23 protein-coding genes and 1 tRNA gene are annotated in these 24,892 nt (G+C 71.3%); 16 read left to right on the forward strand and 8 right to left on the reverse strand.

Annotation, left to right across the window (positions count from 1 at the left end; all coding sequences use genetic code 11):
- Nucleotides 1-11 precede the first annotated feature (11 nt).
- Nucleotides 12-1,034 (forward strand): Gfo/Idh/MocA family protein, encoded by a 1,023-nt coding sequence (locus OHU35_RS36640; RefSeq protein WP_189725955.1) that lies wholly within the window; start codon nucleotides 12-14, stop codon nucleotides 1,032-1,034.
- Nucleotides 1,035-1,084: 50 nt separating this feature from the next.
- Here OHU35_RS36640 and OHU35_RS36645 read toward each other — a convergent pair whose 3' ends face one another.
- Entirely contained in the window at nucleotides 1,085-2,101 is a 1,017-nt protein-coding gene (locus OHU35_RS36645) for a Gfo/Idh/MocA family protein (RefSeq protein WP_405508351.1), read from the reverse strand.
- Between the two features lie 123 nt (nucleotides 2,102-2,224).
- Here OHU35_RS36645 and OHU35_RS36650 point away from each other — a divergent pair, with 123 nt between their 5' ends.
- On the forward strand, nucleotides 2,225-2,830 hold the full coding sequence (locus OHU35_RS36650) for a GPP34 family phosphoprotein (RefSeq protein WP_189725953.1): 606 nt from the start codon (nucleotides 2,225-2,227) through the stop codon (nucleotides 2,828-2,830).
- Nucleotides 2,831-2,848: 18 nt separating this feature from the next.
- On the opposite strand, the gene OHU35_RS36655 is transcribed toward OHU35_RS36650, so the two are convergent.
- The 3 genes from OHU35_RS36655 to OHU35_RS36665 all read right to left on the reverse strand — a co-directional run bounded on the left by OHU35_RS36655 (nucleotide 2,849) and on the right by OHU35_RS36665 (nucleotide 5,960).
- Nucleotides 2,849-3,853 carry a Gfo/Idh/MocA family oxidoreductase gene (locus OHU35_RS36655; RefSeq protein ID WP_405508353.1) on the reverse strand — a complete coding sequence of 335 codons (1,005 nt, stop codon included), beginning with the start codon at nucleotides 3,851-3,853 and terminating at the stop codon, nucleotides 2,849-2,851.
- A 110-nt stretch (nucleotides 3,854-3,963) separates the two neighbouring features.
- Nucleotides 3,964-4,740, reverse strand: coding sequence for an SDR family oxidoreductase (locus OHU35_RS36660; protein WP_405508354.1), 777 nt, complete (start codon nucleotides 4,738-4,740; stop codon nucleotides 3,964-3,966).
- A 62-nt stretch (nucleotides 4,741-4,802) separates the two neighbouring features.
- Nucleotides 4,803-5,960, reverse strand: coding sequence for a phytanoyl-CoA dioxygenase family protein (locus OHU35_RS36665; RefSeq protein WP_189725950.1), 1,158 nt, complete (start codon nucleotides 5,958-5,960; stop codon nucleotides 4,803-4,805).
- Nucleotides 5,961-6,069: 109 nt separating this feature from the next.
- Here OHU35_RS36665 and OHU35_RS36670 point away from each other — a divergent pair, with 109 nt between their 5' ends.
- Nucleotides 6,070-7,104, forward strand: a complete 1,035-nt coding sequence (locus tag OHU35_RS36670) for a LacI family DNA-binding transcriptional regulator (protein ID WP_405508355.1) — start codon at nucleotides 6,070-6,072, stop codon at nucleotides 7,102-7,104.
- Nucleotides 7,105-7,177: 73 nt separating this feature from the next.
- On the forward strand, nucleotides 7,178-7,789 hold the full coding sequence (locus tag OHU35_RS36675) for a TMEM175 family protein (RefSeq protein WP_359889683.1): 612 nt from the start codon (nucleotides 7,178-7,180) through the stop codon (nucleotides 7,787-7,789).
- A gap of 3 nt (nucleotides 7,790-7,792) precedes the next feature.
- Here OHU35_RS36675 and OHU35_RS36680 read toward each other — a convergent pair whose 3' ends face one another.
- Nucleotides 7,793-8,956 (reverse strand): Gfo/Idh/MocA family protein, encoded by a 1,164-nt coding sequence (locus OHU35_RS36680; protein WP_189725947.1) that lies wholly within the window; start codon nucleotides 8,954-8,956, stop codon nucleotides 7,793-7,795.
- 111 nt (nucleotides 8,957-9,067) lie between these two features.
- Between OHU35_RS36680 and OHU35_RS36685 the strand changes: the two genes are divergently transcribed.
- From OHU35_RS36685 to OHU35_RS36735, 11 genes are all read left to right on the forward strand, one after another.
- Nucleotides 9,068-10,072 (forward strand): LacI family DNA-binding transcriptional regulator, encoded by a 1,005-nt coding sequence (locus tag OHU35_RS36685; protein WP_189725946.1) that lies wholly within the window; start codon nucleotides 9,068-9,070, stop codon nucleotides 10,070-10,072.
- Nucleotides 10,073-10,208: 136 nt separating this feature from the next.
- Nucleotides 10,209-12,977 (forward strand): hypothetical protein, encoded by a 2,769-nt coding sequence (locus OHU35_RS36690; RefSeq protein WP_405508358.1) that lies wholly within the window; start codon nucleotides 10,209-10,211, stop codon nucleotides 12,975-12,977.
- A gap of 11 nt (nucleotides 12,978-12,988) precedes the next feature.
- Entirely contained in the window at nucleotides 12,989-13,948 is a 960-nt protein-coding gene (locus tag OHU35_RS36695; protein WP_405508360.1) for a M28 family metallopeptidase, read from the forward strand.
- A gap of 91 nt (nucleotides 13,949-14,039) precedes the next feature.
- Entirely contained in the window at nucleotides 14,040-14,690 is a 651-nt protein-coding gene (locus OHU35_RS36700) for a GntR family transcriptional regulator (RefSeq protein WP_189725943.1), read from the forward strand.
- Nucleotides 14,691-14,734: 44 nt separating this feature from the next.
- Nucleotides 14,735-15,490, forward strand: coding sequence for a PIG-L deacetylase family protein (locus OHU35_RS36705; protein WP_405508361.1), 756 nt, complete (start codon nucleotides 14,735-14,737; stop codon nucleotides 15,488-15,490).
- Nucleotides 15,487-16,197 (forward strand): 4-carboxy-4-hydroxy-2-oxoadipate aldolase/oxaloacetate decarboxylase, encoded by a 711-nt coding sequence (locus OHU35_RS36710; RefSeq protein WP_189725941.1) that lies wholly within the window; start codon nucleotides 15,487-15,489, stop codon nucleotides 16,195-16,197. The genes OHU35_RS36705 and OHU35_RS36710 overlap by 4 nt, the downstream gene beginning before the upstream one ends.
- 11 nt (nucleotides 16,198-16,208) lie before the next feature.
- A complete protein-coding gene (locus tag OHU35_RS36715) occupies nucleotides 16,209-17,270 on the forward strand; it encodes a 4-oxalomesaconate tautomerase (protein ID WP_189726299.1) in 1,062 nt (353 codons plus the stop codon).
- Nucleotides 17,267-18,217 (forward strand): VOC family protein, encoded by a 951-nt coding sequence (locus OHU35_RS36720; protein ID WP_405508364.1) that lies wholly within the window; start codon nucleotides 17,267-17,269, stop codon nucleotides 18,215-18,217. Before OHU35_RS36715 ends, OHU35_RS36720 begins: the two co-directional genes overlap by 4 nt.
- 33 nt (nucleotides 18,218-18,250) lie before the next feature.
- Nucleotides 18,251-19,582, forward strand: coding sequence for an MFS transporter (locus OHU35_RS36725; RefSeq protein ID WP_405508366.1), 1,332 nt, complete (start codon nucleotides 18,251-18,253; stop codon nucleotides 19,580-19,582).
- A 136-nt stretch (nucleotides 19,583-19,718) separates the two neighbouring features.
- Nucleotides 19,719-20,012, forward strand: a complete 294-nt coding sequence (locus tag OHU35_RS36730) for a hypothetical protein (RefSeq protein ID WP_189725939.1) — start codon at nucleotides 19,719-19,721, stop codon at nucleotides 20,010-20,012.
- A gap of 65 nt (nucleotides 20,013-20,077) precedes the next feature.
- Nucleotides 20,078-20,151: transfer RNA gene (locus OHU35_RS36735), tRNA-Pro, on the forward strand.
- 92 nt (nucleotides 20,152-20,243) lie between these two features.
- Here the strand turns inward: OHU35_RS36735 and OHU35_RS36740 are convergent.
- The 3 genes from OHU35_RS36740 to OHU35_RS36750 form a co-directional block, all read right to left on the reverse strand.
- Nucleotides 20,244-21,338: a DUF4157 domain-containing protein gene (locus OHU35_RS36740; RefSeq protein ID WP_268249351.1), complete on the reverse strand. Its 1,095-nt coding sequence runs from the start codon at nucleotides 21,336-21,338 to the stop codon at nucleotides 20,244-20,246.
- Between the two features lie 589 nt (nucleotides 21,339-21,927).
- A complete protein-coding gene (locus OHU35_RS36745) occupies nucleotides 21,928-22,950 on the reverse strand; it encodes a DNA-directed RNA polymerase subunit alpha (RefSeq protein ID WP_359889704.1) in 1,023 nt (340 codons plus the stop codon).
- Nucleotides 22,951-23,196: 246 nt separating this feature from the next.
- Nucleotides 23,197-23,781, reverse strand: coding sequence for a TetR/AcrR family transcriptional regulator (locus tag OHU35_RS36750; protein WP_189722627.1), 585 nt, complete (start codon nucleotides 23,779-23,781; stop codon nucleotides 23,197-23,199).
- A gap of 138 nt (nucleotides 23,782-23,919) precedes the next feature.
- Between OHU35_RS36750 and OHU35_RS36755 the strand changes: the two genes are divergently transcribed.
- Nucleotides 23,920-24,810, forward strand: a complete 891-nt coding sequence (locus OHU35_RS36755; RefSeq protein ID WP_405508369.1) for a class I SAM-dependent methyltransferase — start codon at nucleotides 23,920-23,922, stop codon at nucleotides 24,808-24,810.
- Nucleotides 24,811-24,892 lie beyond the last annotated feature (82 nt).

A 24,892-nucleotide genomic window follows, 5' to 3' on the forward strand; every position in this document is an offset into this window, starting at 1 on the left:
AAAGGACGGCCATGACTGAGCGCGCCACCACCCTTGGAGTCGCGGTCATCGGTACCGGAAGGATGGGCGCCGACCATGTGCGCCGCATCCACGAAGTCACCAGCGGAGCACGGGTCACAGCCGTCGTGGACGTCGACGCGGAGCGCGCGAAAGCCGTCGCCGCCCGCGTCGACGGCTGCACCGCCTACACGGACCCCGCCGCCGCGATGACGGCGGCCGACGTCGACGCCGTCCTGATCGCCTCACCGGGCCCGGCCCACGAGGCCACCCTGCTCGCCGCCTTCGAGCACGACCTGCCCGTCCTGTGCGAGAAGCCGCTCACCCCCGACGCGGCCTCCGCCCTGCGCGTCCTCGAAGCCGAAACGCGCCTCGGCCACCGCCGGGTCCAGGTCGGCTTCATGCGCCGCTACGACCCCGAGTACGCGAAGCTGAAGGCCCTGCTGGCAACCGGCCAGCTGGGCCGCCCGCTGATGGTGCACAACCGGCACCGCAACGCGGCCAGCCCGCCCTTCTTCACCAGCACCATGCTCGTCACCGACTCCGTCGCCCACGAGGCCGACGCGACCCGCTGGCTGCTCGGCCACGAGATCACGGCCGTCACGGTGCTGCGCCCGACCCCGTCCGTCAACGCCCCCGACGGGCTGCGCGATCCGCAGTTCGTCGTCTTCGAGACCGACGGCGGCGCCCTCTCCGACGTGGAGATCTTCGTCAACTGCGGCTTCGGCTACCAGGTCCAGGCCGAGGTGGTCTGCGAACGCGGCACCGCCCGCATCGGCGACGGCCACGCCCTGGTCACCAACATGGCCGGCCGCTGGGGCGGCACCATCGCCCAGGACTTCACCGAACGCTTCGAGACGGCCTACGACCACGAGATCCAGGCCTGGGTCGACGCCACCCGGCGCGGCGAGGTCACCGGCCCGGGCGTCTGGGACGGCTACGCCGCGGCGGCCGTGTGCGAGGCGGGCGTACGGGCGCTGGAGGACGGCGGCCGGGTCGAGGTCGAACTCGTCGAGAAGCCCGCGCTGTACGCGTGAGCGCAAGTGCCGAAGCCGTGCCGCTGTGAGGCGGCACGGCTTCAGTGTTGTCAGACGCCGGTACGCGGCCTGGGCTCGAACCCGGCCGCGCGGTAGCAGTCGTCGATGAGCTCCATCGTGGTCACCGCGTCGTCCGCGTCCAGCGGCAGCGGAGCACCGTCCCGCACCCGGGCGGCGAACGCCTCCAGCTGGTACGTGTACGACGAGCGCGTCCCGAGCCGTTCCGTGCGCTCGCCCTCCCGCGTGCGGACCACGATCCGGTCGTCCCTCTGGGGCAGCACGAAGTTCGGGGCCGTCGCCTCGCCCCGGGAGCCGACGATCCGGATGCTCATGTCCAGCCCGTCGTACGCCATGTGGCAGCGGGCGGAGCCCGTCGCGCCGCCGGGGAACTCCAGATCGGCGTCCAGCCACTCGTCGACGCCGGGCGCGCCCGACCGCTCCCCGCCCCGGGCCCCGGCCAGGCGCGGTGCGCCGCCCGCCCAGGGGGCCAGCATCCGCAGCGCGTGCAGGCCGTAGCAGCCCAGGTCCATCAGGGCGCCGCCGGCCAGCGGCAGCGACCAGCGCGGGTCGGTGTCCGGCGGTGCGGCGATGGCGACCATGGCCTCGACGTGCCGCAGTTCGCCGAGTTCACCCGAGGCCAGCAGCTCGTGCAGGCGGCGGGTCACGGGATGGAAGAGGTAGTGGAAGGCCTCCATGAAGACCGTCCCGGCCTTCTGGGCGGCCTGCCGTACCTCCGCCGCCTCCTGCGTGTTGCTCGCCGACGGCTTCTCCGACAGGACGTGCTTGCCCGCCGCGAGGGCGGCCAGGTTCCACGGGCCGTGCAGGCCGTTGGCGAGCGGGTTGTAGACGACGTCGATCTCGGGATCGGCCACGAGTTCGGCGTACGACCCCGCCACCCGCTCCACGCCGTGCCCGGCGGCGAACGCCTCGGCGCGGGCACGGTCGCGGGCGGCCACCGCGACGAGGCGGTGGCCGGTCGCCCGGGCCGGGTCGATCAGGGAGTGTTCGGTGATCCGCGCGGCTCCCAGCAGTCCTATGCGCAGGGGTTCCCGGCCTGGTTCGCTCATGCCTGCCATTCCTCCTCGTTCGTGACGGGACGGTGCTCGTGCGTCGACAGTGTGCACAAAGATCCTGTTCGCCCCGTGGGCGGCAGCGGCGTAGCGTGATCAGTGCCTTCGAGGGGAGCGGTGATGGGTACAGCACGCGACCTGATGATCGTGGCGATGGACGCGGCCACCGGCCGGCCGGTGACGCAGGGCGACCTGTCGCTCGGGCTGGCCGGTGCCGAGGTGATCGACTTGCTCGGTGCCGAAGCGGTGACGCTGGACGGGGACCGCATCGTGCCCCGCCCGGCGCCGCCCCTCGACGACCCTCTGCTGGAGCGGGCCGCGACGGCGCTCGTGCGCGAGGCGCCGCACGAGCCGATCGAGGACTGGCTGTGGCGCAGGGGCCGTGGACTGGCCGCGGAGTACATGACCGTCCTCCAGGCGGAGGGGCTCGTCGCACGGCCCCGGGCCTCCTGGCTCCCCTTCCGCAGCACCACCTGGCCGACACCGGTCGAGTCCCCTGCCCGGCAGCGCGCCCGGCACCGCCGGGCGACCGACGAGCCGGTGCTCGCCACACTCGCGGCCGCCGTCGGGGTGCGCGACGAGGTGCCCGAGGACCTCCCGGTGCCCGACGACGCGTCCCAGAGCGTGCTCGCCGCGGTGGTCGACGCCGTGACGGAGCTGGACGCCGTCCGCCGTCGGCGGACCATCGAGGACGAGGCGTTCGCCAACGTCTGGCGCGGTGCGTGAGCCGCGGCGACCTCCATGTCAGACCGCCCGTACCTCCTCGATGGTCACGGGACGGTGCACGTGCAGCGACAGGGTGCACGCGTCGGCGATCCAGCCCGCCTCCAGAGCGTCCTCGATCGTGCAGGGGGAGGGGCGGGTGCCCGCGACGACCTCGGTGAACGCGGTCAGTTCGGCGCGATAGGCCTCGGTGAAGCGGTCCATGAAGAAGTCGTGCGGGGTGCCCGCCGGGAAGGTCACGCCCGGCTCGACCGAGCGCAGCGGCAGCTTGTCCTCCAGGCCGACGGCGATGGAGTCCGTGAAGCCGTGGATCTCCATGCGGACGTCGTAACCGCGGGCGTTGTGGCGGGAGTTGGATACCACCGCGATCGTGCCGTCGTCGAGGGTGAGGATCGCGCCGGTGGTGTCGGCGTCGCCGGCCTCCTTGATGAAGTCGGCGCCGCGGTTGCCGCCGACGGCGTACACCTCCGTCACCTCACGGCCCGTCACCCAGCGGATGATGTCGAAGTCGTGCACCGAGCAGTCGCGGAAGATGCCGCCGGAGGCGGCGATGTACGCGGCCGGCGGCGGTGCCGGGTCCAGTGTGGTCGAGCGGACCGTGTGCAGCTTGCCGAGCTCACCGCTCTGCACGGCGGCGCGGGCGTTGACGAACCCGGCGTCGAAGCGGCGGTTGTAGCCGATCTGGATCGGCACGTCCCTGCCCCGGACGGCCTTGAGCACCTCGACGCCCTCGCTCATGGTCTTGGCGACGGGCTTCTCGCAGAAGACGGGGACACCGGCCTCGACCCCGGCCAGGATCAGGGCCGGGTGGGCGTCGGTCGCCGCCGCGACGACGATGCCGTCCACGCCGGCGGCCAGCAGGGCCTCGGGCGAGTCCACGACCTCGGCGCCGAACCGCTCGGCCGCGGCCTTGGCGGCACCCGCGAACGGGTCGGTGACGACGAGCGACTCGACGGCGTCGAGCCCGGACAGGGTCTCGGCGTGAAAGGCGCCGATACGGCCGAGGCCGAGGATTCCGATACGCATGGGGTGTTGCTCCTTGTTGCAGGGTTGGTGCGCCCCCTCAGGGGCGCGGGGAACTGCGCGACCAGCCACCGCGGCGCCGCACACGACCAATCACAGAACGCGGCACATCCTCAGTCGAGCCCACCGAGCACGTTCTGATCCCAATCGATGATCGACCCGGTGACCACCCCGGACCGGTCCGACAGCAGCAGGACCACGAAGTCGGCGATCTCGTCCGGCTGGCCCAGCTTGCCCATCGGCAGCTTCTCCGCGGCCTGCTCACGCCAGTCGTCCCCGGCTCCGTGGAACGCCCGCTGCGTCGCGTCCTCGCCCTCTGTCGCGGTCCAGCCGATGTTCAGCCCGTTGATCCGGACCCGGTCCCACCGGTGCGCGTGCGCGGCGTTGCGGGTCAGCCCGATCAGCCCCGCCTTGGCGGCGACGTACGGCGCCAGGAACGGCTGTCCGCCGTGGGCCGACGACGTGATGATGTTGACGACCGTGCCGGGCGCCTCCCGCGCCACCATGTCCGCGACCGCCGCCTGCATGGCGAAGAACGGTCCCTTGAGATTGATCCCGATGTGCTGGTCGAACAGCTCGGGCGTGGTGTCCAGCAGCGTCCCGCGTGAGGTCAGCCCGGCGGAGTTCACGAGGCAGTCGACACGGCCGTACGCCTGGACGACCTGGGCCACGGAGGCCTTCGCCTGCTCGGCGTCCGACAGGTCGGCCCGTATGTACAGGGCCTTGCCGCCCGCGGCGATCAGCTCCTCCACCAGGGCCTCGCCGGGCTCGGGGCGCCGCCCGGTGACGGCCACGACCGCCCCCTCGCGGACCGCGGCCCGCGCGACGGCGGCACCGACGCCCTGGCTGCCACCGTTGACCAGGACGATCCGGTCGTCCAGAAGTCCCATGAAGTCCCTCAGCTCTCTGAAGCTCTCTGATTCTCTTTCGCCGGCTCTCCAGAGCCGGGGCACTAGCTCTCGCGCCGTTCGGTGCCGGCCCGCAACTCCGCGCGGAGCGCCTCCGGCGTCCACCTCTCGCGCAGCGCCCGCCGCAGCAGATCCGCCTGCGAGGGCGGGGCCAGGCCGTCGACCGGCGGGTCGCTGTCGAGGTTGGTGGGGAAGGGGTAGCCCTCGGCGCTCGCCGCGATCACCCGGTCCAGCCACGCCTGGTCGGCACCCTCGGCCCGGCGCTTGAGCAGCGCCGGGTAGACCGCGTTCGCCACGGCCTCCCGGTCCACCGTCTCCATCGCGCGCCCGAACGCGGACGACACCTGCAGCAGGTTGGCCATGCGCCGGATGTCCGCCGAGCGGTTGGTGCCGGCGGCGTGGAAGAGGGCCGGGTTGAAGAAGACCGCGTCGCCCTTCGCGAGCGGCAGCTGCACCTGGTGCGCCTCGAAGTACGCCCGGAATCGCGGAAGCCGCCAGGCGAGATAGCCCGGTTCGTACTTCTGCGAGTGCGGCAGGTACATCGTCGGCCCGGACTCCACCGGCATGTCGCAGTGCGCGACCGCGCCCTGGAGGGTCAGCACGGGGGAGAGGCGATGCACGTGCGCGGGGTAGGCGGCGGCGACCTCGTTCGGAAGGAAACCCAGGTGGTAGTCGCGGTGCGCGCTCTGCGCGGCGCCGCCCGGGTTGACCACGTTGAGCTGGGAGGTGACCTGGTAGCCGGGGCCCAGCCAGGCCGTGGCGACCAGCGCGAGCACCTCGTTGGCGTAGTAGTCGGCGAAGCACTCCGCGTCGTACAGGGCCGCCTTCTCCAGCGCGTTCCACACCCGGTCGTTGGCACCAGGCTTCGCGAAATGGTCACCGGCCGTCGCACCCGAGGCGCGCTGCTCGGCGATCAGGGCGTCGAACACGGCGGTGGCCCGGTCCACGACCTCCGGGTCGGGAAAGGCGCCGCGGAAGACGACGATGCCGGGGCCGTCGGCGAGCGCCCGCACCAGCTCGGCCTGGACCACCCGGTCGCCCTCGAGCAGACCGGTGTCGTAGACCGGCACGTTCCGCTCCACGGCGGAGGCGTGCGGATAGTCGGCGGGGTCCGTCGCCTGCTCGACCAGGGCGCGGAACGCGTCGAGATCGCAGTCCTGCTCGGACAGCCAGGCACGGTGGTGCACGGAAGTGAAGGACATCGTCGTCCCTTCGGGGGTCACGGAGCGACGCAGCCCTGTCATTCTTGTCAGTACAAACACCTCGAACAACCAGCAGGCAGCCATCAAAAACCCCTCAAGGAGCCGGCGCATGGGCCACCCCTTCCCGATCCGGGAGATCGCGCGTCAGGCGGGACTGAGCGAGGCGACCGTCGACCGGGTGCTCAACGGCCGGGGCGGGGTGCGGGAGAGCACCGAGCAGGAGGTGCGTCGCGCGATAGCCGATCTGGACCGGCAGCGCACGCAGGTCCGGCTCGTCGGCCGGACGTTCATGGTCGACATCGTGATGCAGGCACCCGAGCGCTTCACCACGGCGATCCGCGCCGCCCTGGAGGCCGAGCTGCCGTCCCTGCACCCGGCGGTGCTGCGCTCCCGCTTCCACTTCCGCGAGACCGGCCCGGTCGGGGAACTGGTGCGGACCCTGGACCGGATCGCCCGGCGCGGCTCGCAGGGCGTGATCCTCAAGGCTCCGGACGTTCCCGAGGTCACCGCCGCGGTCGGCCGGCTCGAAGCCGCCGGCATCCCGGTCGTGACCCTGGTGACCGACCTGCCCGCCAGCGCCCGCCGTGCCTATGTCGGCATCGACGACCGGGCGGCGGGGGCGACGGCCGCGTATCTGATGGGACAGTGGCTCGGCGACCGGCCGGGCAACATCCTCACGAGCCTCAGCAGCGGCTTCTTCCGCAACGAGGAGGAGCGCGAGATGGGCTTCCGCGGTGGGATGCGCGCCCGGCACCCCGAGCGCACGCTGGTCGAGATCGCCGAGGGGCAGGGCCTGGACGCCACCCAGTACGACCTCGTCCGCGCCGCGCTGGCACGCGACCCGGACATCCGCGCGGTGTATTCGATCGGCGGCGGCAACATCGCCACGCTCAGGGCGTTCGAGGACCTCGGCCGCGAGTGCGCCGTGTTCGTCGCGCACGACCTCGACCACGACAACACCCGGCTGCTGCGCGAGCACCGCCTGTCCGCCGTGCTCCACCACGACCTGCGCCAGGACGTACGCGAGGCCTGCCACACCGTCATGCGGGCGCACGACGCGCTGCCGCCGGCGGGACCGACCCTGCCGTCGGCGATCCAGGTGGTGACGCCGTACAACATGCCGCCGCAGGCCGCGGGTGTGTGAGGTGGGGTGAGGCCGGTACGTGGCCGGGCGTGGATGCCGAACGTGTCGCGGCGCGGCCCTTACCGTCGTGCCCATGTGGACATCGCGCCCGGACGGCGGGCCCGACCGGTTGCTGACGCTCGCCGACGGTGTGTTCGCCATCGCCATCACGCTGCTCGTCCTGGACCTCTACGTACCGCGGGGACTGGACACGGCCCAGTACGACCAGGCCCTGCGCCGGCTGCTCCCGGACCTCGGGGCCTACGCGCTCAGCGTCACGGTGCTCGGCAGCTTCTGGCACGACCATCGCAGGATCTTCCGTGAGGTGCGGGAGGTCGACGGACAGGTGATCACCCTGTCCATCGCCGGACTGGGTGTCGCGGCCCTGGTGCCCTTCCCGACCAGGCTGCTCGCGGAGTACGGCGACCAGCCCGTCTCGGTCGCCGTCTACGCGGGGGCGGTCGCCGCGCTGGGCGCCGGTCACCTGGCGCTGGCCGCCCTCCTGGCCAAACGCCCCTGGCTCCGTGGCGGCACCCCCTCCGAGGCCGGTACCACGCTCTACCTCGTCGACAGCGCCACGATGGTGGTGGTGTTCGCCGTGACCGCCCCGCTGGCCCTGGTGATGGGGCCCCACGCCATGTGGCTGTGGCTGGTCCTCGTCCCGGTGAGGTTCGTCCTCGGCCGCCGCCTCCAGAAGCAGGCCTGAACGTCATGCCCCCGCGGACACGTCCGCCCAGGCACCGCTGGCCACCGACCGCGCCATCGCGTCCAGCGTGGCCGCACTGTGCACGGCGTCCGTGAGCGTCGCCCCGTGCGGAGTGCCCTCCGCGACCGACCGGAGGAAGCGGTACGCCTCGATGACCTTCAGGTCGTCGTAGCCCATCGAGTTCGCAGCACCGGGCTGGAACGCGGCGAACTCGCCGTGGCCCGGGCCGGCGTACACCGTGGTGACGGACTGGTCCTGGTAGGTCGTGCCGCGGCTGATGCCCAGTTCGTTCATGCGGCGGAAGTCCCAGAACACCGCGCCCTTCGTGCCGTGCACCTCGAAGCCGTAGTTGTTCTGCTCGCCGACCGAGACCCGGCAGGCCTCCAGGACCCCGCGGGCCCCGGAGGCGAAGCGCAGCAGGCAGCTGACGTAGTCCTCGTTCTCGACGGGGCCGAGTTCCCCGCCGGAGGCGCGGCTGTGGCCCGCCGTGGCGCCGGTCGGGCGGGCCCGCTCGGGCAGGAAGATCGCGCTGTCGGCGGTGAGGGACGTGATGTCGCCGAGCAGATGCCGGGCCAGGTCGGTGCCGTGGGAGGCCAGGTCGCCCAGGACCCCGCTGCCGCCCCGATCCCGCTCGTACCGCCAGGTCAGCGCCCCCTCGGGATGGGCCGCGTAGTCGCTGAACAGCCGGATCCGGACATGCGTGACCGTGCCGATCTCCCCGGAGGCGATCAGCTCGCGGGCCGCTTCGACGGCGGGCGCGTTGCGGTAGTTGAAGCCGACGGCGCCCTGCACGCCCGCCTTGGCCACCGCGTCCGCCACGGCGCCGGCGTCCTCGGCGGTCAGACCCACCGGCTTCTCGATCCAGATGTGCTTGCCCGCCTCGGCCATGGCGACGCCGATCTCGCGGTGCAGGAAGTTCGGCGCGGTGATGCTGACCGCCTCCACCCGCGGGTCGGCGGCCACCTCGCGCCAGTCCCGCGTCGTCGAGGCGAACCCGAACTGCGCGGCGGCCTCCTCCGCCCGGCCCGGCACCTCCTCGGCGACCGTCACCAGCTCCGGGACGAGGGGCAGTCGCGGATAGTGGTGCCGCACGCGTGCGTACGCCTGGGTGTGCACCCGCCCCATCCAGCCGAATCCGATGACGGCGACGCCGAGCGTGTCCACCATGAGAGCCCCTCTTTGGACCGTTCCAGAACCTGTCCAGCCCACCCTGAGCGCGGTTTCCCATGGATGTCAAGCCTTTGACAAGCAGCGGACCCACATGGAACGGTCCATCCCATGAGACCGCCGACGATCCGTGACGTGGCCGAACGGGCCGGTGTCTCCAAGTCGCTGGTCTCCCTGGTGCTGCGCGGCTCCGACCAGGTGCGCCCCGAGAAGCGGGAAGCGGTGCTCCGGGCCGCCCGGGAGCTCGGCTACCGGCCCAACGCCGCCGCCCGCAGCCTCAGCGAACAGCGCACCCGCACGGTCGGTGTCCTCCTCAACGACCTGCGCAACCCCTGGTTCGTCGATCTCCTCGACGGCCTGAACTCCCTGCTGCACGCCCACGGTCTGCACATGCTGCTGGCCGACGCGCGCCTGAACCGCCGCACCGGCCAGGACCCGGCCGACCCGCTGCTGGACCTGCGCGTCGACGGGCTGGTCGTGGTCGGCACCCTGCCCGACCCGGCGGCCCTCGGCGCGGTGGCCGCGCGCATGCCGGTCGTCCTGGCGGGCGCCCGTGAGCCGGTGCCGCCCGGGGTGGACCAGGTCGCGGGCGACGACGAGAAGGGCGCCCGGCTGGTCACCGAGCACCTCATCGGCCTCGGCCACCGCCGCATCGCACACCTCGCCGGCTACGGCGCAGTCGGCGAACTGCGCCGCCGCAGCTTCGAGGCGACGATGCGGGAGCACGGCCTGGCGGACCGGGCCGTCGTCGAGACCGGCGACATGACCGAGGAGGGCGGCTACCGCGCGGCCGTCCGCCTCCTCAACCGCCCCGACCGGCCCACGGCCGTCTTCGCCGTCAACGACATCACCTGCGTCGGCGCCCTCTCGGCGGCGGAGGAACTCGGCCTGCGCGTCCCGCACGACGTGTCCCTCGTCGGCTACGACAACACGAGCATCTCCCGGCTGCGCCATCTGTGGCTCACCACCGTCGACAACGCCGGCCACGAGGTCGGCCGCCGCGCCGCCCGCTTCCTCCTCGACCGTTTCGAACGACCCGGGGGAGAGGGGCGCGTGCACCTGGCGACGCCGACGCTGGAAGTCCGCGGGACGACGTTTCGTTTTCAACGAGGCTGATTCCGGCGGGATTTCCCAAGTCGCCGCCCCTGGTACGCGGGACTAGAATTTATCCCGACACCCCCAAATCCGAGAGTGCCAAGGCGGCTTGGCGTTTTCTTCTCTTTCCCTCCACGTTCGCTGGAGGAGGCATCCCATGAATGCGCACCACGCCGAACAGCAGAGGAACATGCCGGGCCCGGAGGCCGACAAGCCGCTGAGAATGGTTCCGGATGTGGGTGAACACACGGACGCCGACGGTGTTCTGCGGGCCTACGCGGATCCCGGGGCGACCCTGACCCGCGCGCCGACGGCTCGCAAGGCCATCGACCGTTTCATGAAGGCGCGCTCCCAGGACCTCAGGACCGAGCGCATCGACCTGCGCGAGGTGAATTCCGCCGAAGGCGCGGCCACCCTGCGCGTCCGCTACCAGCAGTTCCACCACGACCTGCCGATCGTGGGCGCCACCGTTCAGGCCGTGGCCGATGTGCAGCAGGCCGCCGTCATCCAGGTCGATCACACGGCGGAGGTCGATGTCACGGATGCCCCCGACCCCGGCACGGCCCAGCCGCTCGACGCCGTGCGGAAGAACGCCCTCGCGCCGTTCCAGGTCGATTTCGCATCCGCCGGAATCGTCAGGGACGAGCTGGTGTACCTGCGGGACACGGACAGGCCCCCGTTGCCGGAAACCGACTATCCCACCGCGTCGATCGCCCTGCTGAAAAAGGGGCAGAAGCCCGACGGCGCCCTCCATCTCGTCCACGATCTGCTCGTCGAGACCACCGGCCCCTTCGAGCATTTCCGGGTCGTCATGGACGCCGTCTCCGGCAAACTGCTCTGGCTCGCCCTCGCGGGGAAATACGTAACGGCCGGCCTCAGGGTCTTCATGCCCGACCCCGTGACCGCGTCCGACGACGCCACCGTGCACGGCGGTTCCAGCGCGGCCACCCTCGACACCTCCTGCCGGGACGTCCAGGCGGAGGTCGCTCCGGCCGCCGGGGGCAGGTTCCGGCTCGACGGGGACTGGTTCCGGTGCACCGACTGGGACACCCCGGCCTTCCCCCAGCCGGAGGAGACGTCGCCGGACTTCACCTACCGGCCCTACCCCGCCGACCGCGCCTTCCTGAGCGCCAACGCCTACTACTGGCTCGACTCCTTCGCGCGCTATCTGCGCACCCTGGGCAATACGACGCTCAACACCAACATGGCCAAGGTCGAGGTCGACGCCCAGGCCTATGACGGCCAGGACCAGAGCGAATGGCACGGCACGCTGACACCCCCGCGGATCCGCTTCGGCGAGGGCGGCGCACCCGACGCGGGCGACCTCGGCGTCATCGGCCACGAGTACACCCACGGCGTGTTCGACTGGCTCGACGCCCAGCACGGCGGCTCCGGCTCGTACGAGCACAGCGTCTGCGACGCGCTGCCCGCGATCTACCGCGACCGGTTCAACCCCGACGGGCACCGGCGCACCGAGACGTTCCCCTTCGACAACAACGCGACCGACCGGTGGAGCACCGAGCGACGGCTCGATGTCCCCCAGCGCTTCGACGCTCCGGCGTTCAACGGCTTCGGCGTCAACCTGCGCAACTCGATGCTCGGCACGGCACTGTGGCGGTGCTATCTGGGCATGGGAGGCGACTCGCCCGATCCCGCCGTACGGATCGCGGCGGCCGACGCGATCAACAGGACGATGCTGGAGATGCTGCTCATCGTGCCGGACGACACCTCCTCGGCGCGCGGCCATGCCGTGAGCATGGCCAGGGGCTGCATCACCGCCGACTCCTCGCTCACCGGCGGCCTCTACAGCAAGGTGTTGGACGAGGCCTTCGTGAACCAGGGGCTGTGGGCGCCGCGGCCGGTGGACGTCTACATCGGCGACAACCCCGCCGACCTCGGCACCGTGCCGAGCGGTGTCCCGTTCTGGGAGTCGCCGGACATCTGGGTCCGCAACAACGACATCAGTACGGGCGACAATCCCGAGCTCGGCCACGAGCCGCCCGTCAACGACCGGCCCAACTTCCTCTATGTGCGGGTGCACAACCGAGGGACCCAGGAGGCCGCGAGCGGAGCGTTCCAGGTGGAGGCGTTCCGGTGCGATCCGGGCACGGGGATGCTCTGGCCGACGCACTTCCGGTCGCTGGGCACGGTGGTGATCGACCAGCCGATCCCCGCGGGCGGGGCGGTGCGGGTGGGACCCCTCGTGTGGACCCCGCAGATCGCCGACCACGAATGCCTGGTCGCCGTCGTGCACGGCGCCCCCGACCCCGCCATCACCGCCACCCTCAACGGGCCCGTGCCGCACGGGCACCTGGTGCGGTTCGACAACAACGTGGCGCAGCGCAACGTGGCGCCGCAGCTCGTCACACCGGGCGGCAAGACGCACATGTCGATCACGCTGCGCGGCGGCCTCGCCAAGACCGCCGGTTCCTGGCACTTGGACGCGACCGCCCTGCCGGACGACAGCCGGGTCTCGATCCGCACGCTGACCCGCGTCACGCGGGACGCGGAGCTGACCGGCTGCACCGTGACCGAGGCGGGCGCGGTGCGCTCGACGCTGGAGATGCCCGGAGGCGGGACGGCCGTCGTCGACGGGTTCACGCTGGAGCCCGACGACCGGGTGGCGGCCGACATCACGATCGACTTCTCCCAGCACGCGGAGCACCTCCGGCTCTATCCCTTCGTGGCCACCCAGTACCAGGACGGGCAGATCGCGGGGCGGATGACCATCCAGATCACGGCCGTGAAGGAACTGGAGGACTTCTTCTTCGGCAACCCGCGCAGCGGCGAACTGCACGTCTCCACCTGCCCGCACTGGTCCAGGCTCGGCGCCGGCGGCAAGGTGCCCTTCCTGCGCGCCGAGGACGCGCTCGCCCGCGGCTACAGCGGCTGTGCCTACTGCCAGCCCGCCCTCCACACCGGCTGAGGAGGCAGGAGATGGACCGCGACGTGCTCGAGGGCCTGCCGCTCGCGCCACCGCTCAAGGGCCACCCGCCCAGCCCCGCCGAACCCTTCGTGTCGGCGGAACGCGGTGTGACGGGCAAGCGTGCGGACGAGTCGATCGCCCCGCTCGTCGCGTCGGTGTCGGCGGACGAGCTGCGCGACACCGTGGAGGCACTGGCGAACTTCCCGACGCGGCACACCTTCTCACCGTTCATCGGACCGGCCGCCGACGAGGTCGTGGACCGGCTGTCGGCGGCGGGATACCCGGAGGTGACCAGACGCACCTGGACCAACGCCGGTCACAGCGCCGACAACGTGATCTGCACCAAGCCCGGCACGGCGGCCGACGGGCCCGTCATCATCCTGTGCGCCCACTACGACTGCCGCATGCAGGACCCGGACGACGCCGCGGCCCGCGCACCGGGCGCGGACGACAACGCCAGCGGGGTGGCCGCGACCCTCGAGATCGCCCGCCTGCTCGCCCCGGTCGCCCTGGACGGCACGGTTCAATTCGCGGCCTTCTCCGGCGAGGAACAGGGACTGTGGGGCGCCACGGCGTACTCGGCGGCGCTCCAGGCCGCGGGGGCCGCGCCCTGCCGGGTCGTGAACCTGGACATGGTGGGCAGACCTCCGCAGGACGGCACCGTGACGGTGGAGCGCGACCTGGGGAACGCCGTGCCGGGCAACGACGCCGCCTCGCACGCCTTCGGCGCGGTCATGGCGCAGGCGGCGGCGGACCACACGGCGCTGCCGGTGCGCCTCGGCCCCATCTTCGCCAGTGACTACATGCCGTTCGAAGCGCGGGGAGACGTGGCGATCGGTGCGTACGAAGGGGAGGGGAACCCGCACTACCACCGGACCTCCGACGCTCCGGACACGCTCGACTACGGCTATCTCGCCGACATCACGAGGTTCACCCTGGCGACCGTACTCACCGAAGCCCTCCCTGACTGAGCACCTGCGAGCAATCTGGCCGACGAAATTGTTGACAATCTTGTTTGGCTAGATTTAGGTTCGACAGGCACTCACTCAGGGAGGGCAACGCATGCCGACTCAAGCCCGTCCGAGCACCGGAGAGCAGGCCAAGCAGCACGCGCTCGCGCAGCTGCGGCAGGCGATCCTGCACGGCGAGATGGCACCGGCGCAGCGGCTGGTGGAGAACGAACTCGCCGAGCAGTTCGGTGTGACGAGGGCCAGCATCCGGGCGGCACTGATCGATCTGGAGGCCCAGGGACTGGTCGAGCGGATCCGCAACCGCGGTTCGCGGGTGCGGGTGGTGACCGTGGAGGAAGCGGTCGCCATCACCGAGTGCCGCATGGCCCTGGAAGGGCTGTGCGCGGCGAAGGCGGCCGTGGCGGCGAGCGACGAGCAACTGGCCGAACTGACCGCCCTCGGCACGGCGATGACCAAGGCCGTGGCCGACGGCGAACCGGTCACCTACTCGGACCTCAACCACGAACTGCACGCCCGCGTCCGGGAGTTCTCCGGCCAGCGGACGGCCGTGGAACTGCTGGAGCGGCTCAACGCCCAACTGGTGCGCCACCGCTTCCAGTTGGCACTGCGGCCGGGGCGCCCCCAGCAATCCCTGAACGAGCACCTGGCCATGATCGAGACGATCAGGGCCAGGGACCCGCAGGCGGCCGAGGCGGCCGTCCGCGCCCACCTCGGCAGTGTGATCGAGGCGCTGCGCGACTGAGAGACGCGAGGCGGGCGCGCACCTGTCCAGCAAGGAGACGCAGCATGACCCACGGCAACGCGCCCGCCACCTCTCCACCACGGTCCACCCTCGCCGTCACCGCGCACGCGGGCGACTTCGTGTGGCGGGCGGGCGGCGCCATCGCCCTGGCCGCCTCCCGGGGCGAGAAGGTCACCATCGCGTGCTTGACGTTCGGCGAGCGCGGGGAGTCCGCCAAGGCCTGGCGCGAAGGGAAGAAGCTCGAGGAGATCAAGGCGATACGCCGCGAGGAGGCCGAGCGGGCCGCCGCCGCCCTCGGCGCCGAGGTCCGCTTCTTCGACGCCGGCGACTACCCGCTCCTCGTCACCCCCGAGCTGACCGACCGGCTCGTCGCGGTCTACCGGGACGTCCAGCCCGACATCGTGCTCACCCACCCGGCGGACGACCCGTACAACGGCGACCACCCGGCCGCCCACCGCATGGCCCTGGAGGCCCGGATCCTCGCCCAGGCCATCGGCTACCCGGGCGAGGGCGACATCATCGGCGCCCCGCCGGTCTTCTGCTTCGAACCGCACCAGCCCGAGATGAGCGGCTTCCGGCCCGAGGTGCTGCTCGACATCACCGACGTCTGGGAGACCAAGCGCGAGGCCATGGAGTGCCTCGCCGCCCAGCGGCACCTGTGGGACTACTACACCGACCTCGCCGTCCGCCGCGGCGTCCAGCTCAAGCGCAACGCGGGCCCCAACCTCGGCCTGCCGCACCAGACCCTGGCCGAGGCCTACATGCGCCCCTACCCGCAGATCGCGAAGGAGCTGGCATGAGCGGCGTCATCGTCACCGACCCGCCCAAGGCCCACCCCGAGGACGTCGAGGCTCTCGCCGGGTACGGCGTCGCCACCGTGCACGAGGCCATGGGCCGCACCGGACTGCTCGGCCCGGGCCTGCGCCCCGTCCAGCAGGACACCCGGGTCGCGGGCACCGCCGTCACGGTGCTCAGCTGGCCCGGCGACAACCTCATGCTCCACGCCGCCGTGGAGCAGTGCGGCCCGGGCGACGTCCTGGTGGTGACCACCACCTCGCCCTCCACCGACGGCATGTTCGGCGAACTGTTCGCCACAGCTCTGCTCCAGCGGGGCGTGCGCGGCCTGGTCATCAACGCCGGCGTCCGCGACACCGCCGAACTGCGCGCCCTGGGCTTCCCCGCCTGGGCCGCCGCCGTCTGTGCCCAGGGCACCGTCAAGGCCACCGGCGGCTCGGTCAACGTGCCGGTCGTGATCGGCGGCCAGGTGATCCGGCCCGGCGACGTGATCCTCGCCGACGACGACGGCGTCGTGGTCGTCCCCCGCGAGCGGGCCCGGCGCGCGGCCGAGGCCTCCGAGGCCCGCGAGCGCAAGGAGGCCGCCACCCGCGCCGCCTTCCTCGACGGCCAACTGGGCCTGGACCGCTACGGGTTGCGCGAGCAGCTCGCGCGGCTCGGCGTGACGTACACGTCCTACGAGGACCATCTGCGGTCCGGGGAGCGGCCGTGACCGTGCGCTGCATGCTGATGCGCGGCGGCACCTCCAGGGGCGCCTACTTCCTCGCCGAGGACCTGCCTGCCGACCCGGACGCCCGCGACGCGCTCCTGCCGCGCGTCATGGGCGGCCCCGACGAACGGCAGATCGACGGCCTGGGCGGCGGGCACCCGCTCACCAGCAAGGCCGCCGTGGTGTCGCCCTCCACCGACCCGCGCGCCGACGTCGACTACCTGTTCCTCCAAGTGGCCGTCGACCGACCGGAGGTGAGTGACCGCCAGAACTGCGGAAACATCCTGGCCGCTGTCGGCCCGTTCGCCGTCGAACGCGGACTGGTCCCGGCGGGGGAGGAGCGGACCGTCGTCCGGATCCGCATGGTCAACTCGGGCGACCTCGCGACGGCGTCCTTCGCCACCCCGGGCGGCCGGGTGGACTACACGGGGGACACCGAGATCGCCGGCGTCCCCGGCACCGCCGCCCCCGTGACCCTCGAATTCCCGCCCGGCGAAGGCGCGTTGCTCCCCACCGGCAACGCCCGGGACGACATCGACGGCGTCCGCGTCACCTGCGTGGACAACGGCATGCCGACCGTGCTGATGGCGGCCGCCTCCCTCGGCCTCACCGGCTACGAGACACCCGCCGACCTGGAAGAGAACACCGTCCTCACCGACCGGCTGCACGCGATCCGGCTGAAGGCGGGCCGGCTCATGGGGCTCGGCGACGTGGCGGACACGACCGTGCCCAAACTGACCCTGCTGGCCCCGCCCCGCGACGGCGGCGCGGTCACCACCCGCACCTTCATCCCTCTACGCTGCCACCCCTCGATCGGCGTGCTCGGCGCGGCCGGTGTCGCCGCCGGACTGCGCGTCGAGGGCGGCGTCGGCGCGGACCTCGCCCACCTGCCCGCCGGAAGCGACCGGGTGCGCCTCGAACACCCCACCGGCTTCCTGGACATCGAGTGCGCCGTCGGCACCGACACCGCGGGCAGGCCCGTGGCCCGCCGTACGGCCGTGGTGCGCACAGCCCGCAAGATCTTCGACGGCACCGTGTTCCCCGCCCCCGCTCACCCCCTCAAGGACTCCCGATGACCCCGCCCCTGGGCGACATCGCCCACATCGGCCACACCCAGCTCTTCACCCCCGACCTGGACGCCAGCGTCGCCTTCTTCACCGACTACCTGGGCCTCACGGTCAGCGGCCAGGAGGGCGGCACGGTCCATCTGCGGACGTACGACGACTACGAGCACCACAGCCTGGTCCTCACCGCCCGCGACCGGCCGGGCCTCGGCCGGCTCGCCCTGCGCACGTCCAGCGAGGAGGCGCTGCACCGCCGCGTGCGGGCGGTCGAGGAGGCCGGCGGCACCGGCCACTGGACCGAGGACGAACCAGGCCTCGGCAAGCTCTACGTCACCACCGACCCGGACGGCCACGAACACGCCCTGTACTGGGAGAGCGAGTACTACCGGGCTCCCGGCGAGCTGAAACCCGCGCTGAAGAACCAGCCGCAGGCCAAGCCCAACCGCGGAGTCGGCGTACGGCGACTCGACCACGTCAACTTCCTCGCCGCCGACGTCCTCGCGAACGCCGAGTTCCAGCAACACGTCCTCGGCGCCCGGCCGACCGAGCAGATCCGGCTCGACTCCGGCCGCATCGCGGCCCGTTGGCTGACCTTCACCGACAAGTCCTACGACGTCGTCTACACCGAGGACCGGACCGGCACGACGGGGCGCCTGCACCACATCGCCTTCGCCACCGACACCCGCGAGGACATCCTGCGCGCCGCCGATCTCGCCATCGACACCGGCGTGTTCATCGAGACGGGCCCGCACAAGCACGCCATCCAGCAGACGTTCTTCCTGTACGTCTACGAGCCCGGCGGCAACCGCGTCGAACTGTGCAACCCGCTCACCCGCCTCGTGCTGGCCCCCGACTGGCCGCTGATCACCTGGACCGAGGCGGAGCGCGCCAAGGGCCAGGCCTGGGGGCTGAAGACCATCGAGTCCTTCCACACGCACGGGACACCGCCGATCGCCTGAGGGAACACCTTCCACACGAGAGGTAGACCAACGATGCCCTCTTCCCCCTCCCTGACCATGCGCGGCAGCAGACTCGCCCTCCTGGTCGTGGCCCTGTGCTGGCTGGCCGTCCTCTTCGACGGCCTCGACATGTTCATCTACGGCTCGGTACTGCCCCACATGCTGGCGGAGCGGGCCCTCGGCATCACGCCGGACCAGGCCGGAGACCTCGGCAGTTACGCCACCTTCGGCATGCTGGTCGGCGCCCTCACCGCGGGCACGGTCGCCGACCGGATCGGCCGCAAGAAGCTGATGGTCGGCTGCGTCGCCCTCTTCTCACTGGCCTCCGGCCTGTGCGCGACGGCGAACGGCATCGCGGTGTTCGGCCTCGGCCGCACTCTCGCCGGCGTCGGCCTCGGCGGCCTGCTGCCCACCGCGATCAGCATGGTCTCCGACTACGCCCCACGAGGCCGCGGCGCCCTCACCATCGGCCTGCTGATGACGGCCCACCACGCCGGCGGCATCCTCTCCGCCTACGTGGCCCTGTGGGTCGTCGAGCCGCTCGGCTGGCGTGCCGCCTTCTGGGTATGCGTCGCCCCGCTGCTCTTCGTGCCGGTGCTCGCGAAGTCCCTGCCCGAGTCGCTCGGCTTCCTGCTCGCCAAGGGCCGCACCGAGGAGGCGCACGCACTGGCGAGCCGCTACGCCGTCGAACTCCCCCCGGCGAAGGCGGGAGACGGCGCACCCGCCCCCTCCCGCTGGGACTCCCTGGCCCACCTGTTCCGCGGCGGCGAGTGGATCCAGACCCTGCTCTACTGGGTCGCGTCCTTCGGCGGCCTGCTCCTGGTCTACGGCGTCGCCACCTGGCTGCCCACCCTGATGCGCGGCCAGGGCTACGAACTCGGCTCCGCCCTCACCTTCGTCGTCCTGTTCAACTTCGGCGGCATCGTCGGCATGCTGGTGGCGGGCCGCGCCTCCGACTGGTTCGGTGCCCCGCGCATCTCGGCGATCTGGTTCGCGCTGACCGCCGTCGGCGTCTTCCTGCTCAGCATCCGGATGCCGCTCGCGCTGACCTTCACGGTCGTCTTCCTCACCGGCGTCTTCCTCAACAGCGCCCAGACCATGATCTACGCGACCGTCTCCATCCGCTCGGCCCCTCAGAGCCGCGCCACCGCCGTCGGCTGGACCTCCGGCATGGGCCGCTTCGGCGCCGTCTTCGGGCCGTGGCTCGGCGGCCAGCTGCTCGCCGCGAACAAGGGCGACTGGGGCTTCACCGCCTTCGCGCTGGCGGGCCTGTCCTCCATGGTCTTCATCGGCCTGGCCGCGATACGCGGTGCGCGCCGGCCGGCCGGGGACAGCACGGGCCGGGCGCTGATCGGCGCGCACTGACAGGGGATGCGAACCACGGGGCATTGACGGACATCAGGCGATAAGGGGCACATCGACCGGTGTCCGTCTCAACCCGTATGCCCTGGTAGGGAGTTGCCGTCGACTTAGCGTATTGTTCGCGGCATATGCCCGGGAGTTGAGCTCCCCAGGGCGCGCGATCGCGCAGGCGAAGGGGGACCACGACGTGGACGAGACGCGGCACCGACCCGTCCGGCGTGCCGGACTGATCGGGGGTGCCGTCCCGGCAATCCTGGCCGTCGCGGCCTGCGCCGGACACGCGACCAAAGCGGAGATCCCCTGGTGGGCCGTCCTCGCCGTCGCCGTCTCCGCCGCGGGCCTCGCCGGCCGGACCGGCGCCCAGATCGACCGCGGCCGCGGCCCCCGGGACGAGCTCCTGGACCCCGGTGAGGCGCGAGGGCCGCGGGGCTGAGGCTCCTCCCCGGGTGCGGTAGGGTTGACCTGCGTGATCACGCGGTTCACCCGCGCGAGGCGCATCGGGACGTGGCGCAGCTTGGTAGCGCACTTGACTGGGGGTCAAGGGGTCGCAGGTTCAAATCCTGTCGTCCCGACTCATAAGAGTCGCAGATGAGGGCCGGTTTCGGAGGCATCCGAAACCGGCCCTTGATCATTCTTGGGGACCAGCGCTCATGAGGTCGGCCGCTCAGCCGATGCTCACCGTCACTCCGTTGTTCGTCAGGTCCTTGACAGCCTTCTTCGACTTGCTCTTGGCGTCTTCCACACCATGCGGCTGGTAGTAGTGCTTGGCGTGGATGGAGAAGGAGAACTCGTGTCCCTCGTGGACCTGGGTTGCGAATTCGATGAGCCTCTCGGTGCAGCCGTCGCCGAACTCTTTCGAGCAGGTTCCGCGTTTGGTGGAGCACGGACTCGCGGTGAGGTTCACTATGTCGACCTTGTGTTTCGTCGTGCCGACGCTCCTCTGCCGTCCCAAGTACAGAGCGTTGTTGGTGTCGGGGTTACCCGCCGCTACGGACTGGTTGTAGTTCCAGACCAGAACTTCGAGGTAGTCGAGTAATTGATCCTCGGCATGGTCGCCCGGCGACTCCGAGAAGCCCTTGCTGCTGAATGATCCGAGCTGCACGCCATTCATCGAGGCCTCCAGGGTGACGCTGTACCTGGGACTCTCCTCGACATCCTCGCCCGGGAGGTAGTGAGCGGCGGGCACCCGCTGCACGGTCCCGGTCGGAGTGAGTCTCTGACCGTGCCCGCACCCCGGCCCGTGCTGATGAGGCCCGCCGGTCTCCGTCATCCGCTGGACGGTGTCGCCGGCGACGGAGGGGGCCGTGCTCTCGCCGGCGGCCCACGCGGCGCCGTCGATTCCGGCGGAACGTTCGGAACCCTGGCGGGGATCGGTGGTGGAGAGGCCGGCGCCGTTGCTGTGGCCGGTTTCAGGGATGCCGCGGGTGTTCTTGTCGACGTGGCTGAGTTCGTGGCCGATGGTCTCTTCGTTGCCGGCGGCCTCGGCGGACAGGAAAATGTGGTTGTTGATGGTCATGGCCTGGGCGCCCATGGCGGCGGTGGCGCGTTGGGCGATCGCGTCGCGGTGGACGCGGGTGGAGGCGATCTTGTCGTTCTGGAAGAACGGCACGGCCTTGGCCGTGACGGAGGAAGGCAGGGACTCGCTGGGGGAGTTCCAGGCGGCGGCCACCAGGGCCGCCTGCCCCTCGGAGCTGGTGTCCGGCACCGCCTCGTGGGCGTGCCCGTCCTCCTCAGCGGCGCGCGCGACCGTACTGCTCACGGAACGCTGGACCTGCGTACCTTGCGTCTGATGACCGCAGCCGGGGCCATGCTGGTGCTGTGCCCACGCGTGCCCGGCACCGCGCAGCATCTGAACCACGCCCCCGTTGCCGGCGGAGCCCTGCAGATCGAGCATCCGCTGCACAGCCGGATGCGCGGGGTGAGGTGCCGGTCTGACGCGCTCGAGCGCCCCCCTCTTCCGGGCCTCGGCCTTGTTGCTGTCGTCCCGGGTCAAGCCCATCTGCGTTCCTCCGGCGAACAAGGGGTGAGTCAACTGATTCACCCTGCCGTAGGGAGCCCGTACGGCTCCAGGGACGCAAGGGCAGACTCGCGGACCAAGCGGGCAGTCAATGCCCTGCCCGTTGGCCCTGACGTGTGCGGTGCCCCGGCGTATTGGCGTCCACCGGCCCCACTCGCCGGTCACCGGGCTGACGCTTACTGCGGGACCGCACGTGGCCGGAGCGCACCTGTGCGTTCCGGCGACGCCGCCCGTCGAGTCGACCGACCCTCGGCGACCTCTGAGCCGCGACGGCCCCGGGCCCACCATGCGGCAGGCCCGGGGCCGGGTGATCCAGATGCGGCTCAGGGGTTCAGTACTGCTCGGTCTCCACGAAGCCCGCGTCCGCGTCATGGTTCGCGCCAAGGGCGTCGGCGGCGGCGGCCGGGTCGAATCCGGGCGGGCTGTCCTTCAGGCCGAGGCCCATGCCGGCCAGCTTCGCCTTGACCTCGTCGATCGACTTCGCACCGAAGTTGCGAATGTCGAGCAGGTCCGCCTCGGAACGAGCCATGAGCTCACCCACGGAGTGGACGCCTTCACGCTTGAGGCAGTTGTACGACCGGACGGTGAGCTCGAGCTCCTCGATCGGCAGCGCCAGATCAGCGGCGAGGGCGGCGTCCGTCGGGGACGGACCCATGTCGATGCCCTCGGCGTCGATGTTGAGCTCACGGGCCAGACCGAACAGCTCGACCAGGGTCTTGCCGGCCGACGCCATCGCGTCACGCGGACGCATGGCCTGCTTGGTCTCGACGTCGACGATCAGCTTGTCGAAGTCGGTCCGCTGCTCGACACGCGTGGCCTCGACCTTGTACGTGACCTTGAGCACCGGCGAGTAGATCGAGTCGACCGGGATCCGGCCGATCTCCTGGCCGACCTGCTTGTTCTGCACGGCGGAGACATAGCCACGGCCACGCTCGACCGTCAGCTCCATCTCCAGCTTGCCCTTGCCGTTCAGGGTCGCCAGAACCAGGTCGGGGTTGTGCACCTCGACACCGGCCGGGGGCGCGATGTCGGCGGCGGTGACCAGACCCGGGCCCTGCTTGCGCAGGTACATCACGACCGGCTCGTCGTGCTCCGAGGAGACGACCAGCTGCTTGATGTTGAGGATCAGGTCGGTGACATCCTCCTTGACGCCCGGCACGGTGGTGAACTCGTGCAGGACACCGTCGATACGGATGGACGTGACCGCCGCACCCGGGATCGAGGACAGCAGGGTCCGGCGGAGGGAGTTGCCGAGGGTGTAACCGAAGCCCGGCTCCAGCGGCTCGATCACGAACCGGGAACGGAACTCGTCGACGACCTCTTCGGCCAGGGACGGACGCTGAGCAATCAGCACGGGTGTTGCCTCCAGTGGTTTCGCGCCCGCTATGTGACGCCGTAGACACCAAGAAGGGTACGGCCGAAACGGTCTCCGCAGACGCCGAACCGCCCGTCGCCCTCTGGTGGGCCGCGGCCCCCGTTCCGGGCCTACCCTGGTGGTGGCCTCCCGTACGGACGTTACGACAAGCGAGTGTATGTCCTCCTCGGTGCCGTCCCCTTCGTCGCGATCCGGCCATGGCTCCGCTGAGGACCCCGGCCGTCCTCAGCCGTCCAGCAGCGTGGCCACCAGGCGTGTCATGCGGGGTCGTGGGTCAGGTGTGCCCGGCCAGCTCGTCATCAGGAGGTGGTGGGCGGTGCCGACGATGGCGAGGGCCACAGTGCTCGAGTCGAGGGTCTCCGGCACCCGGCCGAGTCGCTGCTCGGCCGCCAGATAGGTGGCGACGGCCTCCTCGATCGCGGTGAGGCCGGACGCCCCGCCCTCCAGGGCCTCGCGGATTCGCCGCGTGGTGGCGGGTCGGCTCATGGCCAGGCCCGAGAGAGCCGGGCCGGCGGAGTCGAACAGGGCGAGGGTGACGGTGTCGAGGTTCCGCGCCACCGTGTCCTGCCCTGTGAGCTGCGACAGTGCCTGTGCCTTCGCCGCCGTCCGCGCGAACCGGTCGAGGCAGAGCTCGGCCACGAACTCGTCGAGCCCCGCGAAGTGCGTATGCAGCAGCCCTTTGGCGCAGCCCGCCTCGGTGGTGATGGCCCGGCTGGTGAGCGCTCCGGGCCCGTCCCTCTCCACGACGCGCTCGGCCGCCGCGAACAGCCGCTCGCGAACGTCCGGCGTCGCCACTCCGCGTGGTGACATGAGCCTCGCTTCCGTTCTGATTCCGCCGCCCGCCAGGGGCGCAACTCCGCGGATGGTACCGGGGATTGCCAGTTTGGGCATGTGCCCATACTGTTTGGGCGCATGCCCATTGTTCATCGATCACCCCAGGAGGCTCTCGTGCCGGACGTCGTCAACACCGAGCAGGCACTGGCGTGGAACGGCCCGGAAGGGTCCCACTGGGCCCGTCACCAGGACCGCTGGAACGCCGTGAACGAGGGCTTCGACGAGCCGCTGCTCGATGCTGCCGGGATCAGCGGGGACCACCGGGTCCTCGACGTTGGTTGCGGCTCTGGGCAGACCACGCGCCTCGCCGCGCTCAGAGTGCCCCGGGGGCATGTGCTCGGCCTCGATCTGTCCGGCCCGATGCTGACCGAGGCGCGGGGCCGCGCGGAGCGGGAGGGCATCACGAACGCGTCCTTCGTGCAAGGCGACTCCCAGGTGTACCCCTTCGAGGAGGGCTCGTTCGACGCGGCGGTCAGCCGCTACGGGGTGATGTTCTTCGCCGATCCGGTAGCGGCCTTCGGCAACGTCGGCCGGGCGCTCCGGCCCGGCGGGCGCCTGGCGTTCGTCTGCCCGGCCGACGCCACGCTCAACGGCTGGGTCGCGGCGATGGCATCGCTGCGCGACCTCCTGCCCGTCGGCGACTTCGGACGGCCGGGGCTGCCCGGCATGTTCTCCCTGGCCGCCCCGGATCGTATCCGCGACGTACTCGCCGCGGCCGGATTCACCGGCATCGGCATCGACCGGAGTCGGGCGTACGGGACATGGGGGCGCGGAGCCGAGGACGCGGCGGCCTTCCTGCTGGGCACCGGCCCCGGCCGCCACCTGATGGAGCAGGCCGACGCGGCCGCGCGATCCCACGCCCGCCGCGTCCTGACGGACCATCTGCGTGCCCAGGAGGTGGCGGACGGCACGGTCCGGCTGCTCAGCACCTCGTGGCTGGTCACGGCGGACCGCCCGACTGACTCATCGGACGGGCCCTGGACGAACTGTTCGCGGTCTCGTTGATCACGGCGCATCCGGTCAAGGGCAAGGCGGCCGATCTGCACATGTCCATATTCGATGCGATATGTCCTTGATGTTGCTTTAA

Origin of the sequence: Streptomyces purpurascens (genome assembly GCF_045040895.1) — a bacterium.
In the GTDB taxonomy this organism is placed as follows: domain Bacteria; phylum Actinomycetota; class Actinomycetes; order Streptomycetales; family Streptomycetaceae; genus Streptomyces; species Streptomyces purpurascens.

Bases quoted from the DNA above. Each gene is read 5' to 3' on its own strand.
- OHU35_RS36700 (WP_189725943.1), top strand. From the start codon at position 14,040: ATGCCGACTCAAGCCCGTCCGAGCACCGGAGAGCAGGCCAAGCAGCAC.
- OHU35_RS36680 (WP_189725947.1), bottom strand. From the start codon at position 8,956: ATGGTGGACACGCTCGGCGTCGCCGTCATCGGATTCGGCTGGATGGGG.
- OHU35_RS36690 (WP_405508358.1), top strand. From the start codon at position 10,209: ATGAATGCGCACCACGCCGAACAGCAGAGGAACATGCCGGGCCCGGAG.
- OHU35_RS36650 (WP_189725953.1), top strand. From the start codon at position 2,225: ATGGGTACAGCACGCGACCTGATGATCGTGGCGATGGACGCGGCCACC.
- OHU35_RS36655 (WP_405508353.1), bottom strand. From the start codon at position 3,853: ATGCGTATCGGAATCCTCGGCCTCGGCCGTATCGGCGCCTTTCACGCC.
- OHU35_RS36750 (WP_189722627.1), bottom strand. From the start codon at position 23,781: ATGTCACCACGCGGAGTGGCGACGCCGGACGTTCGCGAGCGGCTGTTC.
- OHU35_RS36640 (WP_189725955.1), top strand. From the start codon at position 12: ATGACTGAGCGCGCCACCACCCTTGGAGTCGCGGTCATCGGTACCGGA.
- OHU35_RS36720 (WP_405508364.1), top strand. From the start codon at position 17,267: ATGACCCCGCCCCTGGGCGACATCGCCCACATCGGCCACACCCAGCTC.
- OHU35_RS36675 (WP_359889683.1), top strand. From the start codon at position 7,178: ATGTGGACATCGCGCCCGGACGGCGGGCCCGACCGGTTGCTGACGCTC.
- OHU35_RS36670 (WP_405508355.1), top strand. From the start codon at position 6,070: ATGGGCCACCCCTTCCCGATCCGGGAGATCGCGCGTCAGGCGGGACTG.
- OHU35_RS36695 (WP_405508360.1), top strand. From the start codon at position 12,989: ATGGACCGCGACGTGCTCGAGGGCCTGCCGCTCGCGCCACCGCTCAAG.
- OHU35_RS36725 (WP_405508366.1), top strand. From the start codon at position 18,251: ATGCCCTCTTCCCCCTCCCTGACCATGCGCGGCAGCAGACTCGCCCTC.
- OHU35_RS36710 (WP_189725941.1), top strand. From the start codon at position 15,487: ATGAGCGGCGTCATCGTCACCGACCCGCCCAAGGCCCACCCCGAGGAC.
- OHU35_RS36665 (WP_189725950.1), bottom strand. From the start codon at position 5,960: ATGTCCTTCACTTCCGTGCACCACCGTGCCTGGCTGTCCGAGCAGGAC.
- OHU35_RS36715 (WP_189726299.1), top strand. From the start codon at position 16,209: ATGCTGATGCGCGGCGGCACCTCCAGGGGCGCCTACTTCCTCGCCGAG.
- OHU35_RS36705 (WP_405508361.1), top strand. From the start codon at position 14,735: ATGACCCACGGCAACGCGCCCGCCACCTCTCCACCACGGTCCACCCTC.
- OHU35_RS36660 (WP_405508354.1), bottom strand. From the start codon at position 4,740: ATGGGACTTCTGGACGACCGGATCGTCCTGGTCAACGGTGGCAGCCAG.
- OHU35_RS36685 (WP_189725946.1), top strand. From the start codon at position 9,068: ATGAGACCGCCGACGATCCGTGACGTGGCCGAACGGGCCGGTGTCTCC.
- OHU35_RS36645 (WP_405508351.1), bottom strand. From the start codon at position 2,101: ATGAGCGAACCAGGCCGGGAACCCCTGCGCATAGGACTGCTGGGAGCC.